General features: G+C 62.3%; 29 protein-coding genes and 2 pseudogenes. 15 read left to right on the top strand and 16 right to left on the bottom strand.

From position 1 onward, the window contains the following. Nucleotides 1-6 precede the first annotated feature (6 nt). Together BSY240_RS12540 and BSY240_RS12535 are read right to left on the bottom strand one after the other, a co-directional pair. Entirely contained in the window at nucleotides 7-624 is a 618-nt protein-coding gene (locus tag BSY240_RS12540; RefSeq protein ID WP_054151436.1) for a transglutaminase-like cysteine peptidase, read from the bottom strand. Between the two features lie 174 nt (nucleotides 625-798). Continuing rightward, complete coding sequence (locus BSY240_RS12535) at nucleotides 799-1,593, bottom strand: alpha/beta hydrolase (RefSeq protein WP_069042524.1); 795 nt, start codon at nucleotides 1,591-1,593, stop codon at nucleotides 799-801. Between the two features lie 177 nt (nucleotides 1,594-1,770). On the opposite strand from BSY240_RS12535, the gene infC reads away from it, so the two are divergent. From infC to pheT, 12 genes are all read left to right on the top strand, one after another. Continuing rightward, nucleotides 1,771-2,307, top strand: coding sequence for a translation initiation factor IF-3 (gene infC, locus BSY240_RS12530; RefSeq protein WP_236759370.1), 537 nt, complete (start codon nucleotides 1,771-1,773; stop codon nucleotides 2,305-2,307). Between the two features lie 175 nt (nucleotides 2,308-2,482). Next, nucleotides 2,483-3,085, top strand: coding sequence for a hypothetical protein (locus BSY240_RS12525; protein ID WP_236759250.1), 603 nt, complete (start codon nucleotides 2,483-2,485; stop codon nucleotides 3,083-3,085). A gap of 147 nt (nucleotides 3,086-3,232) precedes the next feature. Next, complete coding sequence (locus tag BSY240_RS12520) at nucleotides 3,233-3,742, top strand: PepSY domain-containing protein (RefSeq protein WP_069042522.1); 510 nt, start codon at nucleotides 3,233-3,235, stop codon at nucleotides 3,740-3,742. A 3-nt stretch (nucleotides 3,743-3,745) separates the two neighbouring features. Continuing rightward, complete coding sequence (locus BSY240_RS12515) at nucleotides 3,746-4,411, top strand: response regulator transcription factor (RefSeq protein ID WP_054151413.1); 666 nt, start codon at nucleotides 3,746-3,748, stop codon at nucleotides 4,409-4,411. Continuing rightward, the gene (locus BSY240_RS12510; protein WP_069042521.1) at nucleotides 4,408-5,730 is read left to right on the top strand and encodes a sensor histidine kinase; all 1,323 of its coding nucleotides are present in this window, start codon (nucleotides 4,408-4,410) and stop codon (nucleotides 5,728-5,730) included. The genes BSY240_RS12515 and BSY240_RS12510 overlap by 4 nt, the downstream gene beginning before the upstream one ends. 154 nt (nucleotides 5,731-5,884) lie before the next feature. Further along, on the top strand, nucleotides 5,885-6,088 hold the full coding sequence (gene rpmI / locus BSY240_RS12505) for a 50S ribosomal protein L35 (RefSeq protein WP_054151415.1): 204 nt from the start codon (nucleotides 5,885-5,887) through the stop codon (nucleotides 6,086-6,088). A 37-nt stretch (nucleotides 6,089-6,125) separates the two neighbouring features. After that, nucleotides 6,126-6,530, top strand: coding sequence for a 50S ribosomal protein L20 (rplT, locus tag BSY240_RS12500; RefSeq protein ID WP_006725066.1), 405 nt, complete (start codon nucleotides 6,126-6,128; stop codon nucleotides 6,528-6,530). A 126-nt stretch (nucleotides 6,531-6,656) separates the two neighbouring features. Further along, nucleotides 6,657-7,742, top strand: coding sequence for a phenylalanine--tRNA ligase subunit alpha (pheS, locus tag BSY240_RS12495; RefSeq protein ID WP_069042520.1), 1,086 nt, complete (start codon nucleotides 6,657-6,659; stop codon nucleotides 7,740-7,742). Between the two features lie 95 nt (nucleotides 7,743-7,837). Beyond that, complete coding sequence (locus BSY240_RS12490; RefSeq protein WP_083229732.1) at nucleotides 7,838-8,128, top strand: DUF2442 domain-containing protein; 291 nt, start codon at nucleotides 7,838-7,840, stop codon at nucleotides 8,126-8,128. Between the two features lie 46 nt (nucleotides 8,129-8,174). Next, entirely contained in the window at nucleotides 8,175-8,408 is a 234-nt protein-coding gene (locus tag BSY240_RS12485) for a DUF4160 domain-containing protein (protein ID WP_054151417.1), read from the top strand. Beyond that, complete coding sequence (locus tag BSY240_RS12480; RefSeq protein WP_054151418.1) at nucleotides 8,392-8,670, top strand: DUF2442 domain-containing protein; 279 nt, start codon at nucleotides 8,392-8,394, stop codon at nucleotides 8,668-8,670. Before BSY240_RS12485 ends, BSY240_RS12480 begins: the two co-directional genes overlap by 17 nt. 80 nt (nucleotides 8,671-8,750) lie before the next feature. Next, the gene (gene pheT / locus BSY240_RS12475; RefSeq protein WP_069042519.1) at nucleotides 8,751-11,174 is read left to right on the top strand and encodes a phenylalanine--tRNA ligase subunit beta; all 2,424 of its coding nucleotides are present in this window, start codon (nucleotides 8,751-8,753) and stop codon (nucleotides 11,172-11,174) included. A gap of 139 nt (nucleotides 11,175-11,313) precedes the next feature. Here pheT and BSY240_RS24155 read toward each other — a convergent pair whose 3' ends face one another. The 3 genes from BSY240_RS24155 to BSY240_RS12465 form a co-directional block, all read right to left on the bottom strand. Next, the gene (locus tag BSY240_RS24155; RefSeq protein ID WP_171901572.1) at nucleotides 11,314-11,463 is read right to left on the bottom strand and encodes a hypothetical protein; all 150 of its coding nucleotides are present in this window, start codon (nucleotides 11,461-11,463) and stop codon (nucleotides 11,314-11,316) included. Nucleotides 11,464-11,618: 155 nt separating this feature from the next. Beyond that, nucleotides 11,619-12,641: a ribosome small subunit-dependent GTPase A gene (gene rsgA / locus BSY240_RS12470; protein ID WP_069042518.1), complete on the bottom strand. Its 1,023-nt coding sequence runs from the start codon at nucleotides 12,639-12,641 to the stop codon at nucleotides 11,619-11,621. Nucleotides 12,642-12,781: 140 nt separating this feature from the next. Continuing rightward, nucleotides 12,782-13,696: a DMT family transporter gene (locus tag BSY240_RS12465; RefSeq protein WP_069043963.1), complete on the bottom strand. Its 915-nt coding sequence runs from the start codon at nucleotides 13,694-13,696 to the stop codon at nucleotides 12,782-12,784. Nucleotides 13,697-13,977: 281 nt separating this feature from the next. On the opposite strand from BSY240_RS12465, the gene BSY240_RS12460 reads away from it, so the two are divergent. Continuing rightward, nucleotides 13,978-14,721 carry a helix-turn-helix domain-containing protein gene (locus BSY240_RS12460; protein WP_069043962.1) on the top strand — a complete coding sequence of 248 codons (744 nt, stop codon included), beginning with the start codon at nucleotides 13,978-13,980 and terminating at the stop codon, nucleotides 14,719-14,721. Nucleotides 14,722-14,879: 158 nt separating this feature from the next. Here BSY240_RS12460 and BSY240_RS12455 read toward each other — a convergent pair. From BSY240_RS12455 to BSY240_RS12445, 3 genes and pseudogenes are all read right to left on the bottom strand, one after another. Further along, nucleotides 14,880-15,409: pseudogene (locus BSY240_RS12455) on the bottom strand (ABC transporter ATP-binding protein); the annotation flags it as partial. After that, a pseudogene (locus BSY240_RS12450) lies at nucleotides 15,406-16,390 on the bottom strand (FecCD family ABC transporter permease). The pseudogenes BSY240_RS12455 and BSY240_RS12450, both read right to left, overlap by 4 nt. After that, nucleotides 16,381-17,802 carry an aminotransferase-like domain-containing protein gene (locus BSY240_RS12445; protein WP_069043961.1) on the bottom strand — a complete coding sequence of 474 codons (1,422 nt, stop codon included), beginning with the start codon at nucleotides 17,800-17,802 and terminating at the stop codon, nucleotides 16,381-16,383. Before BSY240_RS12445 ends, BSY240_RS12450 begins: the two are co-directional and overlap by 10 nt. Before the next feature lie 107 nt (nucleotides 17,803-17,909). Between BSY240_RS12445 and BSY240_RS12440 the strand changes: the two genes are divergently transcribed. Then, nucleotides 17,910-18,770: a DMT family transporter gene (locus tag BSY240_RS12440; protein WP_069043960.1), complete on the top strand. Its 861-nt coding sequence runs from the start codon at nucleotides 17,910-17,912 to the stop codon at nucleotides 18,768-18,770. Nucleotides 18,771-18,779: 9 nt separating this feature from the next. Here BSY240_RS12440 and BSY240_RS12435 read toward each other — a convergent pair whose 3' ends face one another. The 4 genes from BSY240_RS12435 to BSY240_RS12420 form a co-directional block, all read right to left on the bottom strand. Further along, nucleotides 18,780-19,775 carry an aldo/keto reductase gene (locus tag BSY240_RS12435; RefSeq protein WP_069043959.1) on the bottom strand — a complete coding sequence of 332 codons (996 nt, stop codon included), beginning with the start codon at nucleotides 19,773-19,775 and terminating at the stop codon, nucleotides 18,780-18,782. 2 nt (nucleotides 19,776-19,777) lie between these two features. After that, complete coding sequence (locus BSY240_RS12430; protein ID WP_069042517.1) at nucleotides 19,778-20,728, bottom strand: aldo/keto reductase; 951 nt, start codon at nucleotides 20,726-20,728, stop codon at nucleotides 19,778-19,780. Between the two features lie 188 nt (nucleotides 20,729-20,916). Continuing rightward, the gene (locus BSY240_RS12425) at nucleotides 20,917-21,885 is read right to left on the bottom strand and encodes a GlxA family transcriptional regulator (protein ID WP_069042516.1); all 969 of its coding nucleotides are present in this window, start codon (nucleotides 21,883-21,885) and stop codon (nucleotides 20,917-20,919) included. A gap of 10 nt (nucleotides 21,886-21,895) precedes the next feature. Continuing rightward, nucleotides 21,896-22,456: a cysteine hydrolase family protein gene (locus BSY240_RS12420; protein WP_069042515.1), complete on the bottom strand. Its 561-nt coding sequence runs from the start codon at nucleotides 22,454-22,456 to the stop codon at nucleotides 21,896-21,898. A 192-nt stretch (nucleotides 22,457-22,648) separates the two neighbouring features. On the opposite strand from BSY240_RS12420, the gene BSY240_RS12415 reads away from it, so the two are divergent. Next, nucleotides 22,649-23,635: a Gfo/Idh/MocA family protein gene (locus tag BSY240_RS12415; protein ID WP_069042514.1), complete on the top strand. Its 987-nt coding sequence runs from the start codon at nucleotides 22,649-22,651 to the stop codon at nucleotides 23,633-23,635. A gap of 38 nt (nucleotides 23,636-23,673) precedes the next feature. On the opposite strand, the gene BSY240_RS12410 is transcribed toward BSY240_RS12415, so the two are convergent. The 4 genes from BSY240_RS12410 to BSY240_RS12395 are packed head-to-tail and all read right to left on the bottom strand — an operon-like array spanning nucleotide 23,674 to nucleotide 26,102. Further along, a complete protein-coding gene (locus BSY240_RS12410) occupies nucleotides 23,674-24,051 on the bottom strand; it encodes a hypothetical protein (protein ID WP_069042513.1) in 378 nt (125 codons plus the stop codon). Then, nucleotides 24,044-24,409 carry an EamA family transporter gene (locus tag BSY240_RS12405; RefSeq protein ID WP_054151426.1) on the bottom strand — a complete coding sequence of 122 codons (366 nt, stop codon included), beginning with the start codon at nucleotides 24,407-24,409 and terminating at the stop codon, nucleotides 24,044-24,046. Before BSY240_RS12405 ends, BSY240_RS12410 begins: the two co-directional genes overlap by 8 nt. A 5-nt stretch (nucleotides 24,410-24,414) precedes the next feature. Beyond that, a complete protein-coding gene (locus tag BSY240_RS12400; protein ID WP_069042512.1) occupies nucleotides 24,415-25,113 on the bottom strand; it encodes a class I SAM-dependent methyltransferase in 699 nt (232 codons plus the stop codon). Next, nucleotides 25,110-26,102, bottom strand: coding sequence for a glycosyltransferase (locus tag BSY240_RS12395; protein ID WP_069042511.1), 993 nt, complete (start codon nucleotides 26,100-26,102; stop codon nucleotides 25,110-25,112). The genes BSY240_RS12400 and BSY240_RS12395 overlap by 4 nt, the downstream gene beginning before the upstream one ends. Nucleotides 26,103-26,174 lie beyond the last annotated feature (72 nt).

Genomic DNA, 26,174 nt, shown 5'->3' with positions numbered 1-26,174 from the left:
CCGATTTTACTGCAGCGCGCCGACGAGAACGTCGGAGGTGCCGTTCTCGATGGTGACCCAGCGGCCGGTGTCGGTCGAAGACTGGCGCTTGAGGAAGGCATAGCGCGTCTCGGTCCAGAGCTTGACGTCGTCGTTGAGGTTGTCGAGCACGAAGTCGCCGGACTGAGTGCGAACCGTCAGCACCGCATGGCCTTCGCCATCCGGCTTGCGCACGACGGTGATCAGGAGATCGGCCGCATTGAATCCGGCTTCCATCAGCTTCTTGCGCTTCAACAGCACGAAATCTTCGCAATCGCCGAGGTCGACCGGATAGGCCCAGACTTCCTCGCGGCCGTAGATCTCCGCATCCGTCATGGGGACGATGGCGTGATTGACGCTGGCATTGATGTCGCGGATGACGCTCCAGCCGTGATCGGTGACCTTCGGTGGCACCGAAGGACGGGTCCGGATGCTGCATTCATCGGCGAGGGCCTTGCAGAATTCGTAATGGCCGATGGGCTGGGATGTCACGGCGCCGGTGATCATCGATCGCAATGTCTGCGGTGCCGAAAGACCCGCATGGGCAGGTGCGAGCACCGCAACTGCAATGATCAGCGCCTTGATGGCGCGCGAGCCGTTCGTCATGAACACGTCCCCTGTATCCTTAACAAAAGGTTAAGATTGCGACAGGACGTGAGTCAACGGCGCGGGAGGCTCTCTCCCGCGCAATTCATCCGGTATGGTTAAAATGCGACAGTTCGAACAGCCGAAATGAGAATCGGTTCCCAAGATCGAGGAGAAATAAAAGAATCGAAATACTCAGATCATTGAAAGTATCGCCGATTTCATCTTGGCGATGTCTTCTGGACGGGAAAGCCGGTGGTCGCCATCACGAATCAGCGTCAGCACCACGTCGTCGAGCGGCAGGAATTCCATCAGCTTCAGGGCGTGCTGATAGGGCACATCCGGGTCCTTCATGCCCTGCAGGATATGGACCGGGCAACCGGTCTCGATGAGCCCGGTCAGCACCCGGTTCTCGGCCCCGTCTTCCATCAGGCGGCGGGTGAAGATGTTGGGCTCCGGGCTGTATTCGGACGGCTCTTCGAAATAGCCGCGCTCGGCCAGGGATTGCTGCTCTGCCGCAGTCAGGCTGGGCTCGATGAGCTCCGATGTGAAGTCGGGTGCCGGCGCGATCAGCACCAGGCCATCGACCGAGAAGGGCAGGCCGAGGCGCCGTGCCTCCTGGATCACGCGAAGCGCAATCCATCCACCCATGGACGAGCCGATCAGCACGACCTTCTTGACGCCCGACGAGGCAAGCACGGCAAGTGCTTCCTCGGTCCAGCGCGAGATGGTCCCCTTTCTGAAATCGCCGCCGGACACCCCGTGGCCGGAATAGTCGAAGCGAATGGCCGTGAGCCCCTCGTCACCGGCCAACGCGTCCATTTCGATTGCCTTGGTGCCGGCCATATCGGAGCGATAACCGCCGAGCCAGACAAGCGCCGGCCGGTCCGTCTCGGTTCCCATGCGGGTGATGACCGCGATGTCGCGGGCTGCATCGCCGGAACCGACGGTCAGTGTCGTCTCTCTGAGGATGTTGGCTGTGTCGGTCATCGCGTGCTCCTTTTGTCGAATGCTGTAAAACACATCCAGGAAGTGCGCGACAACAGGTGATTTTCTTTCGCAAGCATGCTATTGACACTGCCGTCGCAGATATCACATAGCCCTTTGACGCGGATGCGCGCGGGTTTACGCTGCGACATTCCGAAATGTTTTGAGGAGAATACGACCATTCGCAGACCGTTCAAGACCGATGCCCCCGTAAAGGACGGGCCGCGCTCCAACCGTGAAATCCGCATTCCGAAAGTCCAGCTGATCAACGAAGAGGGCGAGAACCTCGGTGTCGTGGCGACGGATCAGGCGTTGCGCATGGCCGAAGAGGCCGGACTGGATCTGGTCGAGATTTCGCCGAATGCCGAGCCTCCGGTCTGCAAGATCCTCGACCTGGGCAAGCTGAAATACGCCAACCAGAAAAAGGCGGCCGAAGCGCGCAAGAAGCAGAAGATCGTCGAGGTCAAAGAAATCAAGATGCGCCCGAACATCGACACCCATGACTATGAGGTGAAGATGAAGGCTATGAATCGCTTCTTCGAAGAGGGCGACAAGGTCAAGGTGACGCTCAAGTTCCGTGGCCGCGAAATGGCCCACCAGGAACTCGGCATGAAGCTCCTGCTTCAGGTCAAGGAAGACACCGCGACGATCGCCAAGGTGGAAGCCGAGCCGAAGCTCGAAGGTCGCCAGATGATGATGGTGCTCGCGCCGCGTTGATTGCTGCCGCATGGCAGGACCGGATGAAGCCGCCTTACGGGGCGGCTTTTTTCATGCTTGGTTTTTGCCGGTTCCTTGTCTGACAGAACGCTGATCGTCACAGCGGCCGCTCTGTCAGCGGCGTTGATGCATGATCCCTCCATCGAACGCGATTGCGAACCTGGAGGAATTCAAGATGACCCGATTTCTGCGCCGGACCTTGCTGGTCTCGACCACGGCATTGGCCGCACTCACCCTGATCCCCGCGATCGCCTCGCTCGCGCCCTCTACCCTTGCATCCTTCGTCGTCAGCCAGGCCGAAGCGCGTGGCGGTGATGATGATGGTGGCAGCGACGACAGCGGTGACAGTGGCGGCGGCGGTAGCGATGACAGTGGTAGCGACGACAGCGGCAGGGACGATAGTGGCCGCGACAGTTCCGATGACAACGACGACAGCTCTGACGACAGCTCGGGCCGCGACCGTGATCGGGACCGCGACCGCGATCGCAACCGTAGCGGCGATGATGATGACGATGATGGCTATGACGACAGCGACGATCGTTTTGATGACAGCGCCGAGGACGGCAGCCGCCGGAGCGGCAACCGCGATCGCGACGAGATCCGCCTTATCGTCAATAACACCCAGCTGCAGGGCTTGCTCAGCGGCTCCATGATCCCCGTCGACCAGAATGGCAAGCGTTTGCGCTTCGAGGTTGAGCAGGAGCATGGCAACACGGAAATCAAGCTTCGGGCCCCACGCGGCACGCTGTCCAGCGTGACCGTGGTCCCCGCCATCTGACCAGTTCGAAGCGGTGAAGCCCGAGCCGCCGCGGGCACCCTCTCACCGTTTCGCCCCGCCCGGCCCCCACCGGGCGGGGATAGCTTTTCTCCTGTTGGCGCAAGTCTCGGCCCGCGCTACTCTCCGACAAACCCGAACAGAGCCTGTATGGACCGTCGTCTTTTCATTCTTGCCCTTCTGAGCCTCGGTCTGGCCTCCGCCATACCGACGTCATCGGCATGGGCAAAGGACGGAGGGGATGATGGCGACAGCGATGACAGTGGCAAAGATGACGACAGCGGCGGCAGCGGCGGCAGCGGATCTGACGACGATGATGATGATGACAGTGGCAAAGATGACGACAAGGAGGACCGCAGCGGCTCGGGACGTGGCTCTGATGATGACAACAGGGACGACGACGACGACCGATCCGGCAGCTCCAGGCGTGAGCGCGACCAGAAGGAGGCGCGCGAAGCCGTCAGGCGCGGAGAGATCCTGCCACTGCGGGAAATTCTAAAACGGGTCGACGAGCAGGGCGGCGGACGTGTGATCGCCGTCGATCTCAACATGCAGGCGCGCAAGCCCTTCTATACGTTGAAGGTGCAGAGCGGTCCGAGTGTCAGAACACTCAAGTTCGAGGCGGCGACCGGCCGCAAACTCAATATCTTTGGATGGTGACACATGCGCATTCTGCTCGCGGAGGACGACCAGACCATTGCGGACCACACACGTTCGAAGCTGGAGGCGGAAGGCTTCATCATCGAACATTTCAACAATGGACCCGATGTCTGGGCCGAGGGCGAAACGGGCGACTATCAGGCGATCATCCTCGATCTGGGCCTGCCCGGCATGGATGGCCTGTCCATCCTCAAACGCTGGCGCGGCGCCGGTGTCGAGGTTCCGATCCTGGTCCTGACCGCACGAGGATCCTGGATGGAACGGGTCGACGGCTTCGATGCCGGCGCTGACGACTATCTCCCCAAGCCATTCCGCAGCGAGGAACTCATCGCCCGTCTGAAGGCTCTGTTGAGAAGGGTTCATGGCCGCGCAAAGGCGACTGCATCAGCCGGAGGTTTCGTGCTCGACGATACCTCCCGTCGCGTGACCTTCGAGAGCCGGCCGATCGAGCTTACGCCGCTCGAGTATAGGCTGCTTTCCATGCTGATCGCCGAGCCGCACAAGGTCTTCGATCCGATCGAGATTGCGCGCCAGGTTCAGGGACGGGACGACGAGCAGGCCAAGAATGCGGTTGAGGCAATGATCGCGCGCATCCGCCGCAAGACTCATCCGTCTGCCATCGCGACCCGCCGGGGTTTCGGCTACACGCTCTCAGGCGAGGAGGCATGACCCAGTCGCTACGTCTGCGCCTGTTCATTGGCGCCGTTCTGGCGATTGCTTTTGTTCTGCTCCTCGTCGCCTCCGGCCTGAGCCGGATCTTCTCCAATTATGTCGCAGACCGCTATCATGCCGACATGTCGGCGATCATCGATCAGTTGGCCGCCGGCGTCGAATTCCCCGCCGGCGTTGCGCGCATGACGGACGAGCCAGGTGATCCGCGCTTCGAACTGCCGGGCAGTGGCCTTTACTGGGAGGTGATCGCCGGAACCGACCAGGTCTTCCGCTCCCGTTCGCTCTGGGATGTCGAGCTGCTGCCCGAGACCCTGAAACACGGCGCCTACGGATTTCGACAGGGCGAAGGGCCGGATGGTGAACCTCTGTTGCTTCAACTGCGCGAGGTTCAACTCGAAACGCCGGAAGGCAATCGGCCTCTGACGCTGCTTGCCGGTTTCGATCAAAAGATGATCGATGATGCCATCTCTAAGTTCCATGGCGCGATGACGATCATGCTCGTACTCACGGCTGCCGTCCTGCTGGCGGCGGCTTTCCTGCAGATCGGCATCGGCCTTGCGCCGCTGTCGAGATTGCAGCAGGCGCTTTCTCTCGTCCGTTCCGGACGGACCGACCAATTGCCCGATGCCGGCCCTACCGAGCTCCGTCCTCTCGTCACGGAGCTCAACGGCCTCCTGAAGGAGAGGGAAACGGCCGTCGAGCGCGCCCGTGCCAGAGCAAGCGACCTTGCCCATGGCCTGAAGACGCCGCTCACCGTTCTGCTGCAGCTCGCAGACAATCTGCCCGATCGGGAGCGCGGCATGATCCGTCAGCAGGTTGATCTGATCCGCCAACGTTCCGACCGGCAGCTGCAGTCGGCAAGGCTCGGCGTCGAGCAGATGGCGCAGACGGGCCTGGCCTCGCTCACCGGCAAGCTGATATCGGTTCTGACGCCGGTCACGTCAGCGCGTGATGTCGCCTGGAAGGTCGATGTCGATGATCAGCTGACCGTCGACATGGATCCAGCCGACCTCGCAGAGGCGCTCGGCAATGTGCTCGACAATGCCACGCACTTCGCCAAAACTCAGATCGCTGTCGTGGCGGAGCGCGACGGGAAACATATTCGGCTCGAAGTCGAGGATGATGGTCCAGGTGTTGCCGAAGCAGCGATCCCGGAAATTGCTGCTCGCGGTGTCCATCTGGTGGAGGACGAGGGTACGGGGCTGGGGTTAGCGATCACCTCCGATATTCTGAACGCCTATGGCGGTGCCATCGCCTTTTCGCGGGGGGCAACCGGTGGCCTCAGAGTGAGCTTGCTTTTGCCGGCTGGCCTGTAAACGAAGATTCCGATCGCCACCCGTTGCGCTTTTTCAGGTCTACGGTTATAAGCGCGCGTCCGAACGGTCCGGCAGGGCATGCCGTGGCCGTTCTTTATGCTTGAAAACGGGCATTCGTCAGCCTGTTTCGATACAAGAACAATGGAGTAGCAAAATGCCCAAGATGAAGACGAAATCTGCCGCCAAAAAGCGGTTCAAGATCACGGCGACCGGCAAGGTTCTCGCCGCCGCTGCTGGCAAGCGCCACGGCATGATCAAGCGTTCCAACAAGTTCATTCGCGATGCCCGCGGCACGATGGTTCTGGCTGAACCTGACGGCAAGAAGGTCATCAAGAACTACCTGCCAAACGGTCTCTGAGACCCGCTCGCTGTTGGACAATTAAGGAGATCATGACATGGCACGCGTAAAACGTGGCGTAACTTCCCGCGCCAAGCACAACAAGGTATTCAAGCAGGCCAAGGGCTTCTACGGCCGCCGCAAGAACACGATCCGCGCAGCAAAGGCTGCCGTTGATCGTTCCAAGCAGTTTGCTTACCGCGACCGCAAGAACAACAAGCGCAACTTCCGCGCTCTGTGGATCCAGCGTATCAACGCTGCAGTCCGCGAATTCGGCCTGACCTACGGCCGCTTCATCGATGGCCTGAACAAGGCTGGCATCGAAGTCGACCGCAAGGTCCTTTCCGACCTCGCCATCCATGAGCCGGCAGCATTCGCGAAGCTCGTAGAAGCTTCCAAGAAGGCACTCGCCTACCTCAAGGACGCCGGCACGGCCAACGAGTTTGAAAGCGCGGTCAAGTAACCAGCGCTTCCCAGACTGAATTCAAGTATTGGGAAACCCGCGCTGGCAGGGCTGGCGCGGGTTTTTTCATGTGATCTTCATGCCGCCGGGAAATGGTGGCGAGACAATGGGGCAGGAAACGGAAACATGTCCGATCTCGACAGTTTGAAGACGACGCTTCTCGCTGACATCGCCGCTGCTGCGGACGAGGCTCAGATCGAGGCTGTGCGCGTGGCGGCCCTCGGCAAGAAGGGGTCCGTCTCGGAACTCTTGAAGACGCTGGGTACCATGACGCCCGAAGAGCGCCAGACGCGCGGTGCCGCGATCAACGCGCTGAAGAACGAGATCACCGAGGAAATCGGAACCCGCAAGGCAGCCCTGAAGGATGCGGCGATCAATGCCCGCCTGAAGGCGGAGACGCTGGATGTCTCGCTGCCCGTGCGCTCCTCGCCGGCCGAACGTGGCCGCATCCACCCGATCAGCCAGATCGTCGACGAGATCACAGCGATCTTCGCCGACATGGGCTTCTCGATCGCCGAAGGTCCCGATATCGAGACCGACTATTATAACTTCACGGCGCTGAACTTCCCCGAAGGTCACCCCGCCCGCGAGATGCACGACACGTTCTTCCTGCAGCCGGATGAAAACGGTGAGCGCAAGGTGCTGCGCACGCACACGTCGCCGGTGCAAATCCGCACCATGGAGGCCCAGAAGCCGCCGATCCGCATCGTCATTCCGGGCAAGACCTATCGCCAGGACTCGGACGCTACCCATTCGCCGATGTTCCACCAGGTCGAGGGTCTCGTCATCGACAAGACCGCGAATGTCGCCAACATGCGCTGGATCCTAGAAGAATTCTGCAAGGCCTTCTTCGAGGTCGACAGCGTCACCATGCGCTTCCGCCCGTCCTTCTTCCCCTTCACCGAACCGAGCTTCGAGGTTGACATCCAGTGCGACCGCTCGTCGGGTCCGATCGTCAAGTTCGGCGAGGGCAAGGACTGGATGGAAATCCTCGGCTGCGGCATGGTCCACCCGAACGTGCTGCGCGCTGGCGGTCTTGATCCCGACGAATACCAGGGCTTCGCCTGGGGCATGGGCCTCGACCGCATCGCCATGCTGAAATACGGCATGCCGGACCTGCGCGACTTCTTCAACGCCGATGTCCGCTGGATGAGCCATTATGGCTTCCGCCCGCTCGATGTGCCGACGCTGTTCGGCGGTCTGAGCAGCTGATTGGCACAATGCGTGGCTGCCCCGATGAATGAGGGGCGGCCAGACGGAGGGGTGGATGAAGCCCGCTACTCCGAGTGAATGAAGGCAAATGCGACGTGATTGAACATCTCGACAACATGCGGCCGGTCGATCTGCTTTGCGATGACGACCTGCTGCATGTGGAACTGACGGACGGTCGTATCGTCAGCGTCCCGGTCTGGTGGTACCCGCCCCTTCAGGAGGCGATGCCGGTGGAGCGGAACAACGTGGAATTCATGCCGTCGAGCATCCACTGGCCCGACATCGATCTCGATGTGACGGTGGTCAGCATACTCCTCGGAAGACAGGCATCAGGCGCGCGACCGCTGGACGTCTCGGGCAAGATACAGATGGGAACGAGACAGTAGGGTTAGGATCCTTCAGGTTGAAGGAGATTGTGCAAGGGGTGAGCTGATGCCGACGGTCCTTCGCAAGTATGGGTTCCGCTTTCATTTCTACTCCGCCGACCGATATGAGCCGCCTCATATTCACGTCGATGGCAATGGAGGTGAAGCGAAGGTCTGGCTTGCTGATCTCAAGGTCGCGGAAGCCGGGGGCTTTAGCCAGAGAGACCTTGCACGTATACTGGAAGTGGTCGCGGAACACAGGCAGCAGATGCTGGAGGCATGGAATGACTATTTCGCATGATTCCTATCCAGAGGCGGAGCGCCCGACCGAGGCCTGGTGCGACCCGCATACGGTCCACGTTCGGCTCGCCGACGGACGGCAGGTATCGACGCCGCTGTGGTGGTATCCGCGGCTTCTGAACGCAACGCCTGCGCAGCGCAACAACGTGCATCTCATGCTCGCGGGGGTTCATTGGCCTGATGTAGATGAGGATTTGTCGATTCGAGGCATGCTGGCAGGCTGGAAGGCACCGGGCGCCAAAGCGCCTGACAAGGCGGCCTGATTTAAGCGCCGACCTATCGATGAGACCGCGACGGAATATTGAATTTGCGCAGTGCGCGCTGAGGAAGACGAGAAAGTTCGATGAAATTCACACTCTCCTGGCTGAAGGATCACCTGGAAACTGAGGCCTCGCTCGACGAGATCTGCGAGCGGCTGACCGCGATCGGGCTTGAGGTCGAGGATGTCGATGACAAGGCGGCCTACAAGCCTTTCGTCATCGCCAAGATCCTGACGGCGGAAAAGCATCCTGAGGCCGATCGCCTGAAGGTGCTCTCGGTCGATGCCGGCGACGGCAAGCCAGTGCAGATCGTCTGCGGCGCGCCGAATGCCCGCGCCGGCATGATCGGCGCTTTGGCGCGTCCGGGCACTTATGTGCCGGGCATTGATGTCACGCTCTCCGTCGGCAAGATCCGTGGCGTCGAAAGCCATGGCATGATGTGCTCCGAAAAGGAGCTCAACATCTCCGACGACCATAACGGCATCATCGATCTGCCCGAGGATGCGCCGGTTGGAACCTCCTTCGCATCTTACGCCGGCCTCGACGATCCGGTCATCGAGATCAACCTGACGCCGAACCGTCCGGATTGCACGTCGGTCTTCGGCATCGCCCGCGATCTGGCCGCCTCGGGCCTCGGCACGCTCAAGGCCCCGAAGGCGCCCGCCTTCAAGGTCGAGGGCGAGACCCCGCATCAGGTCAAGCTGGAGCTTGAAGACCATCTTTGCCCGGGCTTTGCCTATCGCCTGGTGCGCGGCGTGAAGAACGGCCCGAGCCCGAAATGGATGCAGCAGCGGCTTCTGTCGATCGGCCTGCGACCGATCTCGGCGCTCGTCGACGTCACCAACTACATGACCTTCGACCAGGGGCGTCCGATGCACGTATTCGACGCCGACAAGGTCAAGGGAGCGCTTGTCGTGCGCCGGGCCAAGGACGGCGAGGAAATCCTTGCGCTCGACACCCGCACCTACAAGCTCAACCCGAACAACGTCGTCATCGCTGACGACAACGGACCGGAATCCATCGGCGGCATCATGGGCGGCGAGCATTCCGGCTGTGACCAGAACACCGTCAATGTGCTGATTGAGTCTGCCCTCTGGGATCCGATCAACATTGCCAAGACCGGCCGTGCGCATGGCATCATCACCGATGCGCGCTATCGCTTCGAGCGTGGCGTTGATCCGGAATATATGGTCCCGGGTCTGGAGCGCACCACCGAGCTGGTGCTCGAAATGTGCGGCGGTGTCGCGGCCGAAAAGAAGGTCGAGGGCTACAAGGGTCACCAGAAGAAGGTGGTTGATTTCCCCTATGCGGAAGTCAAGCGCCTGACGGGTCTGACCGTTTCCAACGACGAGTCGCGCCAGATCCTGACAGCCCTCGGCTTCGAGATCCTGTCGGGCGACGAGACTTCGGCCAAGGTCTCCGTTCCCTCCTGGCGTCCTGATGTCGACGGCAAGGCCGATCTCGTCGAAGAGGTCATGCGCATGCACGGCGTCGACAACATCAAGCCGGAACCGCTGCCGCCGACCGGTTCGGTCAATGGCAAGATCCTGACCACGCTGCAGATCCGCACGCGGTCTGCCCGCCGGGCGCTTGCCTCGCGTGGCATGCTGGAAGCGGTCACCTGGTCCTTCATTTCGGCCGAGCATGCCAAGCTCTTCGGCGGCGGCAGCGAGAAGCTGAAGCTCGTCAACCCGATCGCGGCCGACATGTCGGACATGCGGCCTTCGCTGCTGCCGGGTCTGCTGACCGCTGCCCAGCGCAATGCCGACCGTGGCTTTGGCGATGTGGCGATCTTCGAAGTCTCCGGCACCTATGAGGGCGATACGCCCGAGACCCAGCGCCGTGTTGCCGGTGGCGTGCGCCGTGGCACGGCCTCAATCGCCGGTGCCGGCCGCATGTGGTCCAACCAGGCCAAGGGCGGCGGCAAGCCGGTCGACGTCTTCGACGCCAAGGCCGATGCGCTCGCCGTGTTGGAAGCCTGCGGCATTCCGATGAGCAATGTCCAGATCGAGCAGGGCGGTCCCGAATGGTACCACCCGGGCCGTTCCGGCACCATCAAGGCCGGCCCCAAGGTTATCCTCGGCACCTTCGGTGAATTCCACCCGAAGACGCTGGAAGCGCTCGACGTATCAGGCACGCTCTGCGGCTTCGAGATCTATGTCGATGCCCTGCCGGAACCGAAGAAGAAGGCGACCCGCACCAAGCCGGCGCTCGAGCTTTCGGCCTTCCAGATGGTGAAGCGCGACTTTGCCTTCGTCGTCGAAAAGGCGGTCGAGGCGGGCGCGATCATCAAGGCGGCGACAAGCGCCGATCGCAAGCTGATCTCCGGCGTCAATGTCTTCGATATCTTCGAGGGCGCATCCGTCGGCGAGGGCAAGAAGTCGGTGGCGATCGAGGTTCTGATCCAGCCGACCGACAAGACGCTGACCGACGAGGATTTCGATGCGCTGACGAAGAAGATCGTCGGCAATGTCGAGAAGTCCACGGGCGGCACGCTGCGCGCCTGATCCTGTGATGGCGGGCGGACCTGGGCCGCTGGCGATGAGACAAAGAAAAAGCCCTTTCCCTGCATGTCAGGGAAAGGGCTTTTTTGATGTGTACCCGAAGGTCATGACCGTCGGTAAGGTCGGGCTTCGTCATCACACCTCACAGGCTGACGCGACGGCCTTCCTTGTCGGCGGACTTGCGGTCGTCGCCGTGCTTGGCAAGGATCGCCTTGGCATCTTCGACCGAGATGCGGTGCTTCTTGGCGAAGGGGATCGGCTCATAGCCCTTGGCGGTGGTTTCGTCTGCCATGCTGGTCTCCAATTCCGAAAAATGCCCCGGCAGGATGCCGAAGCCTGTGATGTCGCGGGTGAACGGGGAAGAAAAAGCTCGTCGATGGCGAGCAGATGCAACGCGTGCGAAGGGCGTCGCCTATGAACCCTATGTAGGGATTGGCGACCGAAAGCTCAATACTTCTTCTTGCGCAGCGTCTTGTTGCCCTTCGGCCCGGAATAGACGGGCGTGCGGTCCCGGTTCTCCGCCTGCAGCTGGCGCCAGCGGTCGAGACGTGCAGGATCGAGGCTGCCGTCCCTGATCGCCGCCTGCACGGCGCAACCCTTCTCGTGCGAATGGCTGCAGTCGCGGAACTTGCAATGCGGCACAAGCTCGGTGATTTCGGCAAACAACGTGTCGATCCCGTCCGTGATGTCGCTGACATAGAGCGTGCGGATGCCGGGCGTATCGATCACCCAGCCGCCGCTCGCAATGGCGTGCAGGGAACGTGCCGTCGTCGTATGCCGCCCCTTGGCATCATGCTCGCGGATCGCGCCGGTCTTCTGCGCCGTCTCCGCGCCGTGGCCGGCGAGCGTATTCACCAGCGTCGACTTGCCCACACCAGAAGAGCCGACCAGAGCAACGGTCTGGCCCGGGCCGCACCAGGGCATCAAGGGGTCGACGGCTTCAGGCGAGCGGGCGTTGACGATGACGACGGGAAGATCGCGCTGCAGGCCTTGGGCCTCATCCGCGTAGACAGAGGCATCATCGACCGTATCGGCCTTGGTGAGCACGATGACAGGCCGCGTGCCCGCTTCATTGGCCATCACCAGATAACGTTCCAGCCGCGCGGCGTTGAAATCCGCATTGCAGGAGGTGACGATGAACAGCGTATCGACATTGGCGGCGGCAAGCTGCTGGCCGAAGGCGCCTTCGGTCCGCCGTTGCAGCACGGTCTGGCGATCCAGGCGGCGCGCGAGCAGTCCGGTATAGGGCGCGGCAAGAACCCAGTCGCCCACGGCAAAATCGGCGGTATTGCTGTTGGGCGGAAGCTCGATCTCCACCGGCCCCGTCGCATCGATCGCCTCCAGGCGGTCGCGATGCACCGAAGAGATGCGGCGCACAAGGAGCTCGGCCTCGTCAGCCGTCACTTGCTCGGTGAAGAAGGCGTTGAAGCCGAGCCGCGTGAGCGCGGCGGTGTCGTTGAGGCCGGTCAAGGGCGGATCACGGAGTTGGAACGTGGGGCCATGGGCACTTTCAGCGTTGGGATCAGACGGTGACGCTTCTCATAGCGCAGAATGTCGTCGCTGACGCGGGAAATCGACCGCGCCATCCGTCACGGCGGAAGGATCTGTAGTCAGCCCTTCAGTTCCGCCGGCTCGACAGCGTTAAGGGGCTGTCGGCGCGGCAGGCGCGCAAACATCACTGCATTGCCGGCGAGCGTGAGTGCGAGACCCACCATCGCGAGCGGCGTGAAGTGATAGTCCTCGTAGAGGCTTGATAGCGTCAGCGCGACGACCGGGAAAAGCACAGTGGCATAGGCGGCCTTCTGCGAGCCGATGCGCGAGACCAGCATCAGATAGGTGGTAAAGCCGATGACGGAGCCGATGACCGAGAGATAGACGAGGGCGGCGAGATAGGTCTGGTCCGGCGGCAGCACGATGGGCGTGCCGGTGATGCCGATCAGGGCAAGAAGTGCTGCCGAGCCGTAGCTCATGCCCCAGGCATTGGCGGTGACAGGCGCGATGCCTTCAGCGCTGTTGCGGCGGGAGGCCATGTTGCCGAAGGAAAAGAACAGCGTGCCGAGCGCCGAAAGGCCGATGCCCTTCCAGCTGTCCGGATTGACGGCGATGAAGATCTCGGGCCCGAAAAGCAGCGCAAGTCCGGTGGCGCCAAAGCCTGCGGCGACCAGTGTGCGCGGCTTGATCTGATCGCCGAAGAAGATCCGGGCATTGACGGCGTTGTAAACAGTGGCGAGCGAGAAGACGACGGAGATGAGCCCAGACGGCACATAGCTCGCCGCGTGATAGAAGCAGAGGAAGTTGCAGCAGAAGAGCGACAGCGCCTGGACGAGGATGAAGGGCTGCTGCTTGAGCGTCGGCACTTTCAGGCGACCTGTGAGGGCCAGCACGCCGACGAGCACGAGCGCCGCAAGGGCGAAGCGATAAAAGACCGAGACCAGCACGGGCACCGGCCCGATCTGCAGCGCGATCGCGATCCAGGTCGTGCCCCAGATCAGCACGGTGGACGAGAAGAGAAGAAAATTGGTCATGGGATGCGCCTCGCTTTCGAAAGGCAGGTAGCGCCGCTTGCGCAATCCGTTCTTGCATGATCTTGCGGCGAACTGCGCTGAGGCGGCTACGCCTATCCGATTGGTGATGGCGCGGCGCATCAAGCGCGCTAGAATGCGAGGCGATCTCGTGAAGGTTATCCATGCTGCACACCGCCACCGTCTTCGGCTCTCTGTCCGCCTCGTCCCGTGCCGAGCGTGGGGAAACGCTTGACCTGGGCGAGGGCAGGGCAAGCGCCATCTGGCGCAACAGCCATGACCGCATGCGCTACGAGCGGACCGACGGGCATACCTTCAGCTGTTACCTGCGCGGCGGCGACGGCACGCGACGGCTCGATGCCGGCAGCATCGCCGGCTGGCCGGGTGCGCTCTGCATCATGCCGCAGGGTGCCTCGTCCGAATGGGAGATCACCGACAACTTCGAATTCGTGCATCTCTATGTCGCTGACGATGAACTGCGCCGCCTGTTCTCGGAAACCTTCGACCGCGATGCCCGGCTGATGCTTCTACCAGAGGCGACCTTCGACGAGGCGCCGAAACTCGCGGAGGCGCTGGTGCATCTGGCCGCTGCCACGCAGGGCGGCAACCGGCTGCTGGCCGAACAGGCGATCGTGGCGGCCGTCGGGCAGCTCTTTGCCGACCCGCGTTATGGCGGTGAGCGGCGTCCGGTGCTGCGTGGCGGTCTGGCTCCCGTGCTGCGGAGACGGCTTGTGGAGCACATCGAGGCAAGCCTCGACCAGACAATCACCCTGAAGGATCTGGCGCGGCTCGCGGATTTGAGCGAATTCCATCTGCAGCGGATGTTTCGCGCAAGTTGCGGCGTCTCACCGCATGACTTCATCCTCAACCGCCGTATCGATCGCGCAAGGCGTATGCTGGCCGGCAACGAACCGATCGCCCAGATCGCATCGGCCTGCGGTTTCAGCAGCCAGAGCCATCTGACGCGAATGTTCAAGGCCGTCACCGGCACGACGCCATCGGCCTATCGCCGGGCGGTCGGCGGCTGAGCGAGATGGTCGATTTCTCAGCCGCATCGGCGGCTCGTCCGGGTCAGGACTGCCAGGCAATCATGTCGACCTAGCGGACCGTCCGCGAGAATTGGATCAGCGGCCGGCCATGATGCGCCGAGGGCTCAACATGGGCATCGATCGAGAATACCTCGCGACAGAAGCGCGATCTGGTGTTGCAGGTCGAGATGGTTGGTCGGCTCGTCGAGGATGATTTCCTTGGGGGCTTGAGCCAGCGCCCGGGCGATATGCGCCCGCTGCCGTTCGCCGCCGGACAGGCTCTGCCAGGTATGGTCGCGCTTTGCCACCATTCCCGCCCGCTCCAGCGCCTGCTCGACGGCGGCCTGGTCTTCCGCAGTCCAGGCGGAGAACATTGAGCGATGCGGGAAACGGCCGAGCTTGACGACGTCGACAACCTTCAGATTGGCATTGGTCGTGGCATGCTGTTCGACTAAGGCCATCCGCTGCGCCATCGTCTTGCGGGGAATCGACTGGATATCGTGTCCTTCAAGGCGGATGCTGCCCGAATGGGGACGCTTCAAGCCTGCGAGCAGCCGCAGCAGGGATGTCTTGCCGGAGCCATCGGGGCCGAGCAGGCCGAGCATCTCGCCGGGGCGCGTGGCAAAGCCTGTTCGAGAATGGTCTTCGACCCGATCTTCCAGGTGATGGTGTCGGCCGTGATGCTCATGTCGGACGCTGGAAACGATAGAGGATGATCGAGAAGACGGGAACGCCGACGAGCGCGGTTACGACGCCGATTGGCAGCACCTGCTGCGGAACCAGGATCCGCGAGGCTATATCGGCAAGCACCATGAAGATCGCCCCGCCAATGGCGCAGGCTGGAAGCAGGCGGATATGAAGCGGTCCGACGAGGAAGCGTGCGGCATGCGGGATGACGAGGCCTACAAAGCCGATCGAGCCGACCATGCTGACGATCGTCGCCGTCAGCATGGCGGTGAGACAGAAGAGCGCGAGCCGGGCGCGACCGACATTGACGCCAAGTGCTGCTGCGGCCTCGTCGCCAAAGGCGAAGGCGTCGAGGATGCGGGAATAGGCGAGGCAGGCGATCAGGCCAAACCCGACGACCACGGAGACCAGCATGAACTCCGGCCAGCGCACGCCGCCGAAGCTGCCGAGCAGCCAGAACATCACATCCCGCGCCTGCTGGGCATTGCCGGCAGTCGTCACGATATAAGAGGTTGCGGCGTTGAAGAGCTGGGATGCAGCAACGCCAGCCAGAATGGTGCGGTCGGCCCCGCCGCGCGTGCCGTTGGACAACAGGACGACGAAGAGGAAGGCGGCGAAGGCCCCGGCGAAAGCGCCGGCCGAGAGCGAGATGGCTGCGGAGCCGAAGCCGAGGATGACAATACCCCACGGCCCCTGTGGAGGCGCCGGCCGAAATGCCGAGCACATAGGGTTCAGCCAGCGGGTTGCGCAGCAGCGACTGCATGATGGCGCCCGAGATCGCGAGCCCCGCACCGCAGAAGGCCGCGACAAGCGCCCGGCTCAGCCTGTAGTCCCAGATCACGGCTTCATGGATGCGATTGAGCTCGGCTGTTGTCCAGCCGAGCTTGTTGGAGATCGCAAGGAAAGTGGTGCTGATCGGGATCGGCAGATCACCGATCCCCACACTCAAAGCCACCACGAAGACGACGGCAGTCAGTGCCAGCGCGACGTCTTCAACGCCCGTTCCAGAACCCGAAACGGGCGCGCATCGCCCATGTGCGCGACGTTGAAGCGCATGAAACCGTCTGATGACAGCGACGGGCTGAAGACGTTGCCGGGCGCCAGCACAACCCCCTGCGGCAGGGCGGCCTGCGCAAGCGCGGTGGAACTGACACCTTCCGGCATCCGGCACCAGAGATAGGGCCCGCCGCGCGGCGCGAGCACGGGATGGATGCCAAGATCCCCGAGCCGGGTCCCCACCGCGCGCCGCTCTTTGTCGAGCCGCCGATGCAATTGCTCGAGATGTTTGCGATAGCCGCCGCTTGCGAGCACGCCATGGATCGCTTCGGTCGCAACCTGGCTTGGGCCGCCGAACTGGATTGCAACCTGGAGGTCAGTGAGGAGCCGGATCCGCTCGGGGTCGGCGGCGATGAATCCTGTGCGCAGCGAAGCAGAGATGGTCTTGGAGAAGCTGCCGATGCGGATGACCCGGGAAAGCCCGTCGAGCGTCGCAAGTGTCATCGCAGGCTCCGGCTCGAAATCGGAAAAGATGTCGTCCTCGACGACCAGCATGTCCGAACGCGTGATGATGCCGAGCAGCTGGAAGGCGATCTGCGGCGAGAGCGTAGCACCGGTCGGATTGTGCAGACCGGAATTGGTGAGATAAAGCCGCGGCGCCTCGCGGGCGACGGCGGCCTGGAAGGCGGCGATGTCGGGGCCGTTTTCTGTATAGGGCACGGGGATGGCGATGGCCTGGTGGGCGCGGAGCAGCGTCTGGAAATTGAAGTAGCAGGGATCGTCGACGATCACGCGGTCGCCGGGGCGCAAAAGCAGCCGGCAGACCAGATCGAGCGCCTGGGTGGCAGAGCCTGCAAGCAGCACCTGATCTTCGGACAGCGTAATCGACTGCTGACGCAGTCGCATCTCGACGAAGCGCCGAAGGCCAGCACTGCCGCGCGAGGGTCCGTAATCCGTCATGAGGCTGGTCGCCTGGCGGAGCACGTTTCGCATGCCGGCATGCAGGAGGGCGGTCGGCATCCAGTCCGGCGGCAGCCAGCCGCAGCCGGGCTTGGATGTGCCTGGATCGGCGTCCAGCGCCTGACGCGCTACCCAGAAGGGATCGACTTCAGGGGGCCTTGGCGGCTCAAGCCGGACGAGGGGTGCTGGCGTGCGACCGGCCTCGGTGACGAAGAAGCCGGAGCCGGGGCGGGCCCGGATCAAGCCCTCGGCGGAGAGCCGGTCATAGGCTTCGACCACAGTCGAGGGCGACACCGAAAGCTCCGCGGCGAGGCGCCGGATCGAGGGCAGCCGGTCGTTGGGCACGAACTGGCCCGAACCGATGCGGCCGCGAATATCGGCCATGACATGGGCCGTCCTTGAGGCCGGCAGCTCCGGTGGCTGAACGCGTTCGTTCATCTGTATGGCCTTTGTCATCAATACAGTTTGACTAGATTGTATCGATCCGTCTCTGTCTGCGCCAGCCCCTCCGCGCGATAGGGGAGGCCAGACGAATGGAGACGAAAATGACGACTTCGTGGAAGGCCTGGGCGAGTGGTTTCATCGGCGTGCTGATCTTCAGCGGCTCACTGCCTGCAACGCGGGTGGGGCTTGCCGATTTCGCCCCGCTGTTCCTGACTTCGGCGCGGGCCGTGATCGCTGCACTTTTGGGAGCGGCCCTGCTGATCGCGATGCGGGAGAAGCGCCCCCTGCGCGGTGATCTGTTGCCACTGGCCATCGTCTCGCTTGGCGTCGTGGTCGGCTTCCCGCTGCTGACGGCTTTCGCGCTGCAAAGCATCAATTCCGCCCAGTCGATCGTCTTCATCGGATTGCTACCGCTTTCTACCGCGCTGTTCGGCGTCTTGCGGGCGGGGGAACGCCCCTCTGCTGTTTTCTGGATGTTTTCCGTCACGGGAGCGGCGCTCGTGGCCGGCTTTGCGCTCTCGGCGACGGCGGACATGGCGGTGCAAGGCGCAGTGCTGATGATTGCGGCGGTAATCGTTTGCGGCCTGGGTTATGCCGAGGGTGCCCGCCTGTCGCGTCGGCTTGGCGGCTGGCAGGTGATCAGCTGGGCGCTGGTGCTGTCGCTGCCGGTGATGCTGCCACTCGCGCTTTGGACACTGCCGCAGGATCTTGGCGCCGTGTCGATGTCAGGCTGGTTGGCTTTGGCTTACGTCTCGCTGTTCAGCATGATGATCGGCTTCATCTTCTGGTATCGCGGTCTGGCGCTGGGCGGCATTGCCTCGGTCGGGCAGCTGCAGCTGCTGCAACCCTTTCTCGGTTTCGTGCTCGCCGCAGGGCTGTTGCATGAGAAGGTCAGCCTTCCCATGCTGGCGACAGCCCTGCTGGTCGTTCTCTGCGTGGCGGGTAGCCGGCGCTTTGCTTGAGGGAGACCTTTAGCGCCCCGCCATCTTGGCCATGGCCTCGCCATACCGTGCGCCGGCCACCTTGTCTGGCGATACGACGGAAGACAGCGTGGCGAGCTCTTCGGCCGAGAGCCTGATCCCGGTCGCATCGATGTTGCTGTCGAGATTGGCGATCTTGGTCGTACCGGGGATCGGCACGATGAAATCGCCCTGGGCTAGTACCCAGGCAAGCGCCAACTGGCCGGGCTTCACGCCCTTGTCCGCCGCCATGGTTTCGAGAGCGGTGACAAGTGCAAGGTTGGCGTCGAAATTCTCCTGGTCGAAGCGTGGCAACCCGCGGCGGAAGTCGTTTTCGCCGAGCTTGGACAAATCCTTCAAGGCGCCGGTCAGCATGCCGCGACCGAGCGGCGAAAACGGCACGAAGCCGATGCCGAGTTCGCGGCAGGTGTCGAGCACGCCGTTGGTTTCGGGGTCGCGGGTCCAGAGTGAATATTCGCTCTGGATGGCCGAGATCGGATGCACGGCATGGGCGCGTCGCAGCGTTGCCGCACTTGCTTCGGACAAGCCCAACGCCTTGACCTTGCCTTCCTTCACCAGCTCGGCCATGGCGCCGACGGTCTCCTCGATCGCGACATCGGGGTCGACGCGGTGCTGGTAGAAGAGGTCGATGACCTCGACGCCGAGCCGCTTCAGCGACGCCTCGGCGACGGCCCGCACATGCTCCGGCCGGCTGTCGAGGCCGGAAGGTCGAGCGGCCTTGGCCTCGTCGCCGATGGTGAAGCCGAACTTGGTGGCGATCACCACGTGGTCGCGATGCCGCTTCAGTCCCTTTCCGACCAGTTCCTCGTTGGTGAAGGGTCCATAGACCTCCGCCGTATCGAAGAAGTTCACGCCACGTTCGATGGCGTGATCGAACAGCGTTTGCGCCGCCGCCTCGTCGATGTTGGTGCCATAGCCATGGCTCATGCCCATGCAGCCGAGGCCGATGGTCGATGTGGTGAGGGTGCCGAGTCTGCGGGTCTTCATGATCATGCTCCGGCTTGGTTGAGTTGTTTCATCTGCGCGGTCGTCAGCTCCAGTTTCCCGGCCGCGATCAGGCTTTCAAGCTGGCGCAGGCTGGTGGCAGACGCAATCGGCGCGGTGACGCCGGGCTGTGCGGCGATCCAGGCGATCGCAACGGTCGCGGGGCTGGTGCCAGTTTCGACCGCGATCTGGTCGAGAGCGCCCAATATATCGAAGCCACGTGCGTTGAGATAGGGCTCCATATCCTCGCCGCGTGCCTTGCCCTCGGTATCGGCAGCACTGCGATATTTGCCGGTGAGGAAGCCCGAGGCCAGCGCATAATAGGTGATGACGCCGATCTCCTCGCGCTGGCAGAGCTCTGCGAGTTCACCCTCGAATTTCGAGCGTGTGTAGAGATTGTATTCCGGCTGGATCACGTCATAGCGACCAACGCCGGCCTTAGCTGCCGCATCGAAGGTCGCCTGCAGCTGTTCGGCGTCGAGATTGGAGCAGCCGATCGCGCGCACCTTGCCGGCATCCTTCAGCTTGGCGAAGGCGGCAAGGCTCTCCTCGTCATCCGTTTCCGCATCCGGCCAATGGGCGAGATAAAGGTCGATATAGTCCGTCTGCAGACGGCGGAGCGAGTCTTCAACGGCCTCTGCAATGCGGCGCGCGCTGAGGCCTCGCTTCTTGCCCCCGAGATCGGCCCCGACCTTGGTGACGATAACGGCATCTTCGCGCTTCACACCACCGCGCTTCAGCCAGTTGCCGATGATCGTCTCACTCTCGCCTCCGACATTGCCGTCGGCCCAGAGCGAATACATGTCGGCGGTATCGATCGTGTTGAAGCCGGCATCGAAGAAGCGGTCGAGAATGGCAAACGACGTCTTCTCGTCGGCCGTCCAGCCGAAGACATTGCCGCCGAGCACGACGGGAGCGATCGAAAGGCCGGTGCGGCCGAGAGCACGTTTCTGCATGGAAAGCCTCGGGAGGGGTCAAGGGAGCGACGGAAAGGGCAGGTTAGCAAGCGTCGGTCGAAGAGGCCATTCAGAAGCGTTGATCGAACCTGCAGAGCCGCTGTCCCGACGCCGGAAACCGCAATCGATATGGATCGAAACCGGCGGCCGTCCAGTCCCGCAGTCTCTCTTTTGCGGTCCAGGGCTCCTCATTCGGCCGCCCGGCGAAAGTGACTGGGCGGCACGCCGTGATGCTGGACGAAGATCCGTCGCATGTGGCGTGAGGAGGCAAATCCGGCGCGCAAAGCGAGGTTCTCCATGTCGAGCCTCGATTGCTTGAGCAGCTCCTGGGCGAGCGTCACCCGCATCAGGTTGACGTAATCGACGACCGACTGACCGACATATTCCCGGAAAAGACGGGACAGATGCCGTTCGCTCAAATGCGCGATCTCGGCGAGCCCCGGCAGCGACCAGTCTCGCGCCGGATCCGCCATGATCGCATCCTGGGCGCGGTGGATCGCCGGGTGGATGTGGTTGCGGCCGGAAAGCCAGGGCGAAAGCTGAGGGTCCTGGCCGCTGCGACGGAGATAGATGACCATCTTGCGGGCAGCGGCGAGTGCTGCCTGCGGCGAGGCGAAGCGGCTGACGAGATGCAGCATGAGGTCAATGCCGGTCGAGATACCGGCACTCGAAAAGCGGTTGCCATCTTCCACATAGAGCCGGTTCTCCAGAACACTCGCCGTCGGTGCAAGTGCCCGGAGTTCGTCTAGGCATTCTGCGTGCGTGGTGCACTGATAGCCCTCCATCAGCCCGGCTGCCGCAGCAAGCAGCGCGCCGGAGCAGATGGTGACGAGCCGCGTGTCCGGCCTGACCGTGCGGGCGAGCCAGCGCGTCAGCGTCTTCAGTTCGGCCTCGCGGGCGATCTCTTCGGTGCCGACAGTGAGGCTGCCGGAAATCATCAGGATCGCATTGTCAGGCAGCGTCTCGGGCAGGGGTTCGAGACCGTCGAGCATGAGCCCGATCGAGGTCTGCTGCCGCGATTGGGCCGAGATGTAGCGATAGTCGAAACGGACCCGGTCCTGCTCCTGGTTCGCATACCGCAGCACCTCCAGCGGACCGGCAATGTCGATCAGCAGCGTGTCAGGCGGAACGAGGATGAAGAACGGGATCACGTCCATTGCGGGGATCTCAGGCGGCGGCGGAGGGCGGCATCAGAGCCTGCTCGACGGTCACGATCCGGGCAAAGCGGTCGGCAAGCACCAGCTCCGTCCGCATGCGGATGTCGTCTGCGGTAAAGACCCGGCCGGAGGCATGCGTCATCGGGAAGGTGAGCGTCGCCTCGGTGACGAAGTCGACCGCGAAGCCGAGATCGGATGCATGGCGCGTGGTGGTCTCGCAGCACTGCTCGGTACGGATGCCCGAGACGATGACGCGTGAGATGCCCTTTTCGCGCAGCCAGGCTTCGAGACCAGTGTCGACCAGGGCCGAATGCACGCCTTTGTGGAAGGTCACGTCCGGCGTAATTGTGATCTCGTCGAGCGTGCGGACAAGTCCGCTTTCCAGCCGGAAGGCTTCGTCGGTGTCGACGTGGAAGATCTGCACGATCGGCATGCCTGCAGCCTTCGCGCCGTCGATCAGCGCCTGCTGCCTCGAAAGGTAAGCGGGGAGTTCCGATGCGTCCCAATAGGGCGCATGGCGAAAGCTCTCCTGAACGTCGACCACGATGAGGGCAGTGTCTTGAGCGGACATATTCGTCTCCTGTCGTTGTGATGACAGCTAACATAAGTCCAGGCGTCATGGGTACTATGCGCGGCCAGGACGAAGATCGGACATTTTCGGCCAAGCTGCTCCTTGTCTGAGCAAGCTGATTGTCTGACAACCCGTTGCGCCCTGCCGGAGCTTCGCCTAATGTCCGCCCCGACATTTTGAGGAGGAATAAAGATGCTGCGTTTTGGAATTCTGTCGACGGCCAAGATCGGTCGCGAGCTTGTCGTGCCGGCGATCCAGGATGCCGAAAATGCCGTGGTGACAGCGATCGCCAGCCGCGATCTGGCGAGAGCCCGCGAGATGGCCGATCGCTTCTCGGTGCCGCATGCCTTCGGCTCCTACGAGGAAATGCTGGCCTCCGACGTCATCGACGCGGTCTATATTCCTTTGCCGACCTCGCAGCATGTCGAATGGGCGATCAAGGCCGCCGACGCCGGCAAGCATGCGCTTTGTGAAAAGCCGATCGCGCTCAAAGCGTCGGAAATCGACGAGATCATCGCGGCGCGCGAACGCAACAAGGTACTGATCACGGAAGCCTATATGGTGACCTATGCACCGGTCTGGCTGAAGGTCCGCGAACTGCTGGCCGAAGGCGCGATCGGCACGTTGAAGATGGTCCAGGGCTCGTTCACCTACTTCAATCGCGACCCTGACAACATGCGCAACATCCCGGAGCTCGGCGGCGGTGCATTGCCCGATATCGGCGTCTACCCGACGATCACCACCCGCTTCGTCACGGATAAGGAGCCGGTCCGCGTCCAGTCGACCATCGAGCGCGATCCGGACTTCGGCACGGATATCTATGCGAGCGTGAAGGCTGACTTTGCCGATTTCGAACTGAACTTCTATGTCTCGACCCAGATGGCCAACCGCCAGCTGATGGTCTTCCATGGCACTGACGGGTTCATCGAGGTGAAGTCACCCTTCAACGCCGATCGCTGGGGTGCCGAGGAAGTCGAACTCACCAATCGCAGCCACAACGTCTCGCAGATCTTCCGCTTCCCCGACAGCCGCCAATACAAGCTGGAGGCGGAAGCCTTTGCCCGCGCTGTTGCCGGCACCAAGGGGGAGGTCGTCACCCTGGAAAGCTCCAAGGCAAACCAGAAGCTGATCGATGCGATCTACCGGGCCGCAGACAAGGATGGCTGGGAAGCAGTGTAAGCGAACCGACCTCGACTGTCCGCAGCGGTGGCCGAAGATCAGCGCAGGCGTTTTATCCGTGAAGATCCGAAACTGAGGAACAGCAGAGATCCGGCCCAAGCCAGCAACAGATGCAGGATGGGTCGGATGTCCGGCGCACGGGCGTTGAGGATAACGAAAAGGCCGAAATTGATCAGGACCGTGACCGCAAGAAGCGGCCACAAGCCCGGCACCTGAAGAAGGGCCCGGGGTGATATGCCGCGCCCGATGCCGAGCCGCAGGATCTGCGAGAGAGCATAGGCAACGACCAGGGATACCGCACGTGACATGAGCGGTGCGTCGAGGACGGCAAAAGTTATCGGAAACAGCAGGAGGTCGGCGGCCAGCGTGACGCCGAGCGTCACAGACGAATCAAACCGATTGCTGCGATCAGACATGTATGGTCACAAGCCCGGCCAGGATGAGCAGCGTCCCGATCAGATAGCGCATGTGCAAGGGTTCGCCGAAGAAGAGTTGCGCCAGCAGGGGGACGAAGCAGAAGGTCAGCCCCATGAAGGAATAGGCGAGCGTCAGAGGCACGGAGCGCAGCACATAGATCCAGACGACGGTTCCAAAACCGTAAAGCGCTAGCGCCGCAATGAACACCGGATTGACCGCGAGCATCATCAGGCTCGCCAGAGAAAATGTCCCTGTGCTCTGGCTCGTCAGCTTGAACAGAACCTGCCCCATCGCAATCAACAGCGGCGTGGCGAGCAATCCTATCCAGGTCGCAAGTGTCAGGCTGGAAAACTCCATCGCCCTCAGCCCTCCAGCGTTTCCATGTAGAAGATGTCCCGTCCGATATCCGCGCAGGCATATTGTGGTGGGATCGGATGCATGGCGCGCAGGAACGAGTGCGTATAGGGAAAGAAATTGAAGTGCGGATTGAAACTGTAGCGCGCCTCACGTTCCCGCGGAACGACGATGATCAGGCGCTTTCGGGCAATGCGCCGCAACTCCGCGATGGCGCGCTGGTATTCGAGAACATGTTCGATGACATGGGTGCAGATGACCGTATCGAACTCTTTGTCCGCAAAGGGCAGGTTTTCGATCTTCGCTGCAACATATTCGACACCCGGCAGGGCCGCCGCGTCGTCGATGACAAAATCCACGCCGGTGACCCGGGCAAGATGCGGGTGACGCGCACGGATGCGCGTGAGCAGCGCGCCCGTCCCGCAGCCGATGTCGCAGACGCTTTCACCCTCGACCCCCTGAACGACCTGCTCAATGCAGGCCTCCGAATTGTCCGTGCCTGCATGCACGCGCGGGTGTTTGCGGTAGAGCGCGGCATAGGCCTCTTCCGTCAGAAACGGCGCGCGCGCCCGAAACTCGGCCAGATCCCGGATGTGATTGCCCCAGACCCGCTCGGCCAGCCAAAGGAACAGCCTGGAATCGCGCAGGATCGGCGGGAGGATGTCTTCGATGACGAAGCGGATCCTGTTGGTGGTCTCGCGCCTCATGCGGCATTTCTTTCCTGTGCATTCCCTTCGGTCGCTTCGGACCGGCTCCGCGAATGGATCGAGGGCAAGGCAAGATAATGAAGCCGAAGCAGTTCGTTGCGTCCCTGCGCAACCGAATCCAGGATGACCCCACCGGCAAAGGAAACGAAGCTGAGGCCGACGAGGCAGAGGGACAGGACCCAGGTCGGCATTCGCGGGACAAGGCCCGTCTGGAGATACTCCACGAGGACAGGAGCGGCAAAGAGTATGCCGCTTCCCAGGAACGCGCAGGCGATGAGGGCGAAGAATGTGAAAGGGCGGGTCTCCTTCATCAGGAGAGCGAACATCTTGAGGATCTTGAAGCCGTCTCGAAATGTCGAGAGCTTCGATTGTGATCCCTTTGGGCGACGCCCATAGTCGAGCTCCAGCTCGACGACCGGCAGCCTCAGCCGCGAGGCATGCACGGACATTTCCGTCTCGATCTCAAACCCACCGGAAATCGCTGGGAAGCTCTTTACATAGCGGCGCGAAAAGGCGCGGTAGCCGGACAAGATGTCCGTGAAGTCGTTGCCGAACAGCACGCGGTAAAGCAGGTTGAACAGCCGGTTGCCGAAGGCATGGCCCTGGCGTCCGGCATCGTCATGGACCCCGCGTCGGGTGCCGACCACCATGTCGGCTCGCTCGGTGATCAGCGTGCGGATCAGTTCCTCGGAGTCGGCAGGACCATAGGTCCCGTCGCCATCGGCCATGATGTAGATATCGGCATCGATGTCGCAGAACATGCGGCGCACCACATGGCCCTTGCCCTGGCGACGTTCGCGCACGACGGTGGCCCCGGCGAGCATCGCCTTCAGCGCCGTGCCGTCGGTCGAGTTGTTGTCATAGACGTATATCTTCGCCTCGGGCAGGGCCGCACGGAAATCGCTCACAACCTGGCCGATCGTTGCCGCCTCATTGTAGCAGGGCAAGAGAACGGCGATGTCGAGGGAGGGGTTGGCCGGGTGGCTCATCGGGACCTGCTCAAAGCGCTGGGGTTCGGGCAGCCTTCGGCCACCATTGGTTTTACTATTTCTTGAGAAGGT

Source organism: Agrobacterium sp. RAC06, from assembly GCF_001713475.1.
GTDB lineage: Bacteria > Pseudomonadota > Alphaproteobacteria > Rhizobiales > Rhizobiaceae > Allorhizobium.
Note: the sequence above shows the minus strand (reverse complement) of the source record. Positions and strands in the feature narration are given on the sequence as shown.

Excerpts from the sequence above, each read along its gene's own strand:
- BSY240_RS12540 (WP_054151436.1), bottom strand. The coding sequence starts at position 624 with ATGACGAACGGCTCGCGCGCCATCAAGGCGCTGATCATTGCAGTTGCG.
- BSY240_RS12535 (WP_069042524.1), bottom strand. The coding sequence starts at position 1,593 with ATGACCGACACAGCCAACATCCTCAGAGAGACGACACTGACCGTCGGT.
- BSY240_RS12525 (WP_236759250.1), top strand. The coding sequence starts at position 2,483 with ATGACCCGATTTCTGCGCCGGACCTTGCTGGTCTCGACCACGGCATTG.
- BSY240_RS12520 (WP_069042522.1), top strand. The coding sequence starts at position 3,233 with ATGGACCGTCGTCTTTTCATTCTTGCCCTTCTGAGCCTCGGTCTGGCC.
- BSY240_RS12515 (WP_054151413.1), top strand. The coding sequence starts at position 3,746 with ATGCGCATTCTGCTCGCGGAGGACGACCAGACCATTGCGGACCACACA.
- BSY240_RS12510 (WP_069042521.1), top strand. The coding sequence starts at position 4,408 with ATGACCCAGTCGCTACGTCTGCGCCTGTTCATTGGCGCCGTTCTGGCG.
- rpmI (WP_054151415.1), top strand. The coding sequence starts at position 5,885 with ATGCCCAAGATGAAGACGAAATCTGCCGCCAAAAAGCGGTTCAAGATC.
- rplT (WP_006725066.1), top strand. The coding sequence starts at position 6,126 with ATGGCACGCGTAAAACGTGGCGTAACTTCCCGCGCCAAGCACAACAAG.
- pheS (WP_069042520.1), top strand. The coding sequence starts at position 6,657 with ATGTCCGATCTCGACAGTTTGAAGACGACGCTTCTCGCTGACATCGCC.
- BSY240_RS12485 (WP_054151417.1), top strand. The coding sequence starts at position 8,175 with ATGCCGACGGTCCTTCGCAAGTATGGGTTCCGCTTTCATTTCTACTCC.
- BSY240_RS12480 (WP_054151418.1), top strand. The coding sequence starts at position 8,392 with ATGACTATTTCGCATGATTCCTATCCAGAGGCGGAGCGCCCGACCGAG.
- pheT (WP_069042519.1), top strand. The coding sequence starts at position 8,751 with ATGAAATTCACACTCTCCTGGCTGAAGGATCACCTGGAAACTGAGGCC.
- BSY240_RS24155 (WP_171901572.1), bottom strand. The coding sequence starts at position 11,463 with ATGGCAGACGAAACCACCGCCAAGGGCTATGAGCCGATCCCCTTCGCC.
- BSY240_RS12465 (WP_069043963.1), bottom strand. The coding sequence starts at position 13,696 with ATGACCAATTTTCTTCTCTTCTCGTCCACCGTGCTGATCTGGGGCACG.
- BSY240_RS12460 (WP_069043962.1), top strand. The coding sequence starts at position 13,978 with ATGCGCTACGAGCGGACCGACGGGCATACCTTCAGCTGTTACCTGCGC.
- BSY240_RS12445 (WP_069043961.1), bottom strand. The coding sequence starts at position 17,802 with ATGAACGAACGCGTTCAGCCACCGGAGCTGCCGGCCTCAAGGACGGCC.
- BSY240_RS12440 (WP_069043960.1), top strand. The coding sequence starts at position 17,910 with ATGACGACTTCGTGGAAGGCCTGGGCGAGTGGTTTCATCGGCGTGCTG.
- BSY240_RS12435 (WP_069043959.1), bottom strand. The coding sequence starts at position 19,775 with ATGAAGACCCGCAGACTCGGCACCCTCACCACATCGACCATCGGCCTC.
- BSY240_RS12430 (WP_069042517.1), bottom strand. The coding sequence starts at position 20,728 with ATGCAGAAACGTGCTCTCGGCCGCACCGGCCTTTCGATCGCTCCCGTC.
- BSY240_RS12425 (WP_069042516.1), bottom strand. The coding sequence starts at position 21,885 with ATGGACGTGATCCCGTTCTTCATCCTCGTTCCGCCTGACACGCTGCTG.
- BSY240_RS12420 (WP_069042515.1), bottom strand. The coding sequence starts at position 22,456 with ATGTCCGCTCAAGACACTGCCCTCATCGTGGTCGACGTTCAGGAGAGC.
- BSY240_RS12415 (WP_069042514.1), top strand. The coding sequence starts at position 22,649 with ATGCTGCGTTTTGGAATTCTGTCGACGGCCAAGATCGGTCGCGAGCTT.
- BSY240_RS12410 (WP_069042513.1), bottom strand. The coding sequence starts at position 24,051 with ATGTCTGATCGCAGCAATCGGTTTGATTCGTCTGTGACGCTCGGCGTC.
- BSY240_RS12405 (WP_054151426.1), bottom strand. The coding sequence starts at position 24,409 with ATGGAGTTTTCCAGCCTGACACTTGCGACCTGGATAGGATTGCTCGCC.
- BSY240_RS12400 (WP_069042512.1), bottom strand. The coding sequence starts at position 25,113 with ATGAGGCGCGAGACCACCAACAGGATCCGCTTCGTCATCGAAGACATC.
- BSY240_RS12395 (WP_069042511.1), bottom strand. The coding sequence starts at position 26,102 with ATGAGCCACCCGGCCAACCCCTCCCTCGACATCGCCGTTCTCTTGCCC.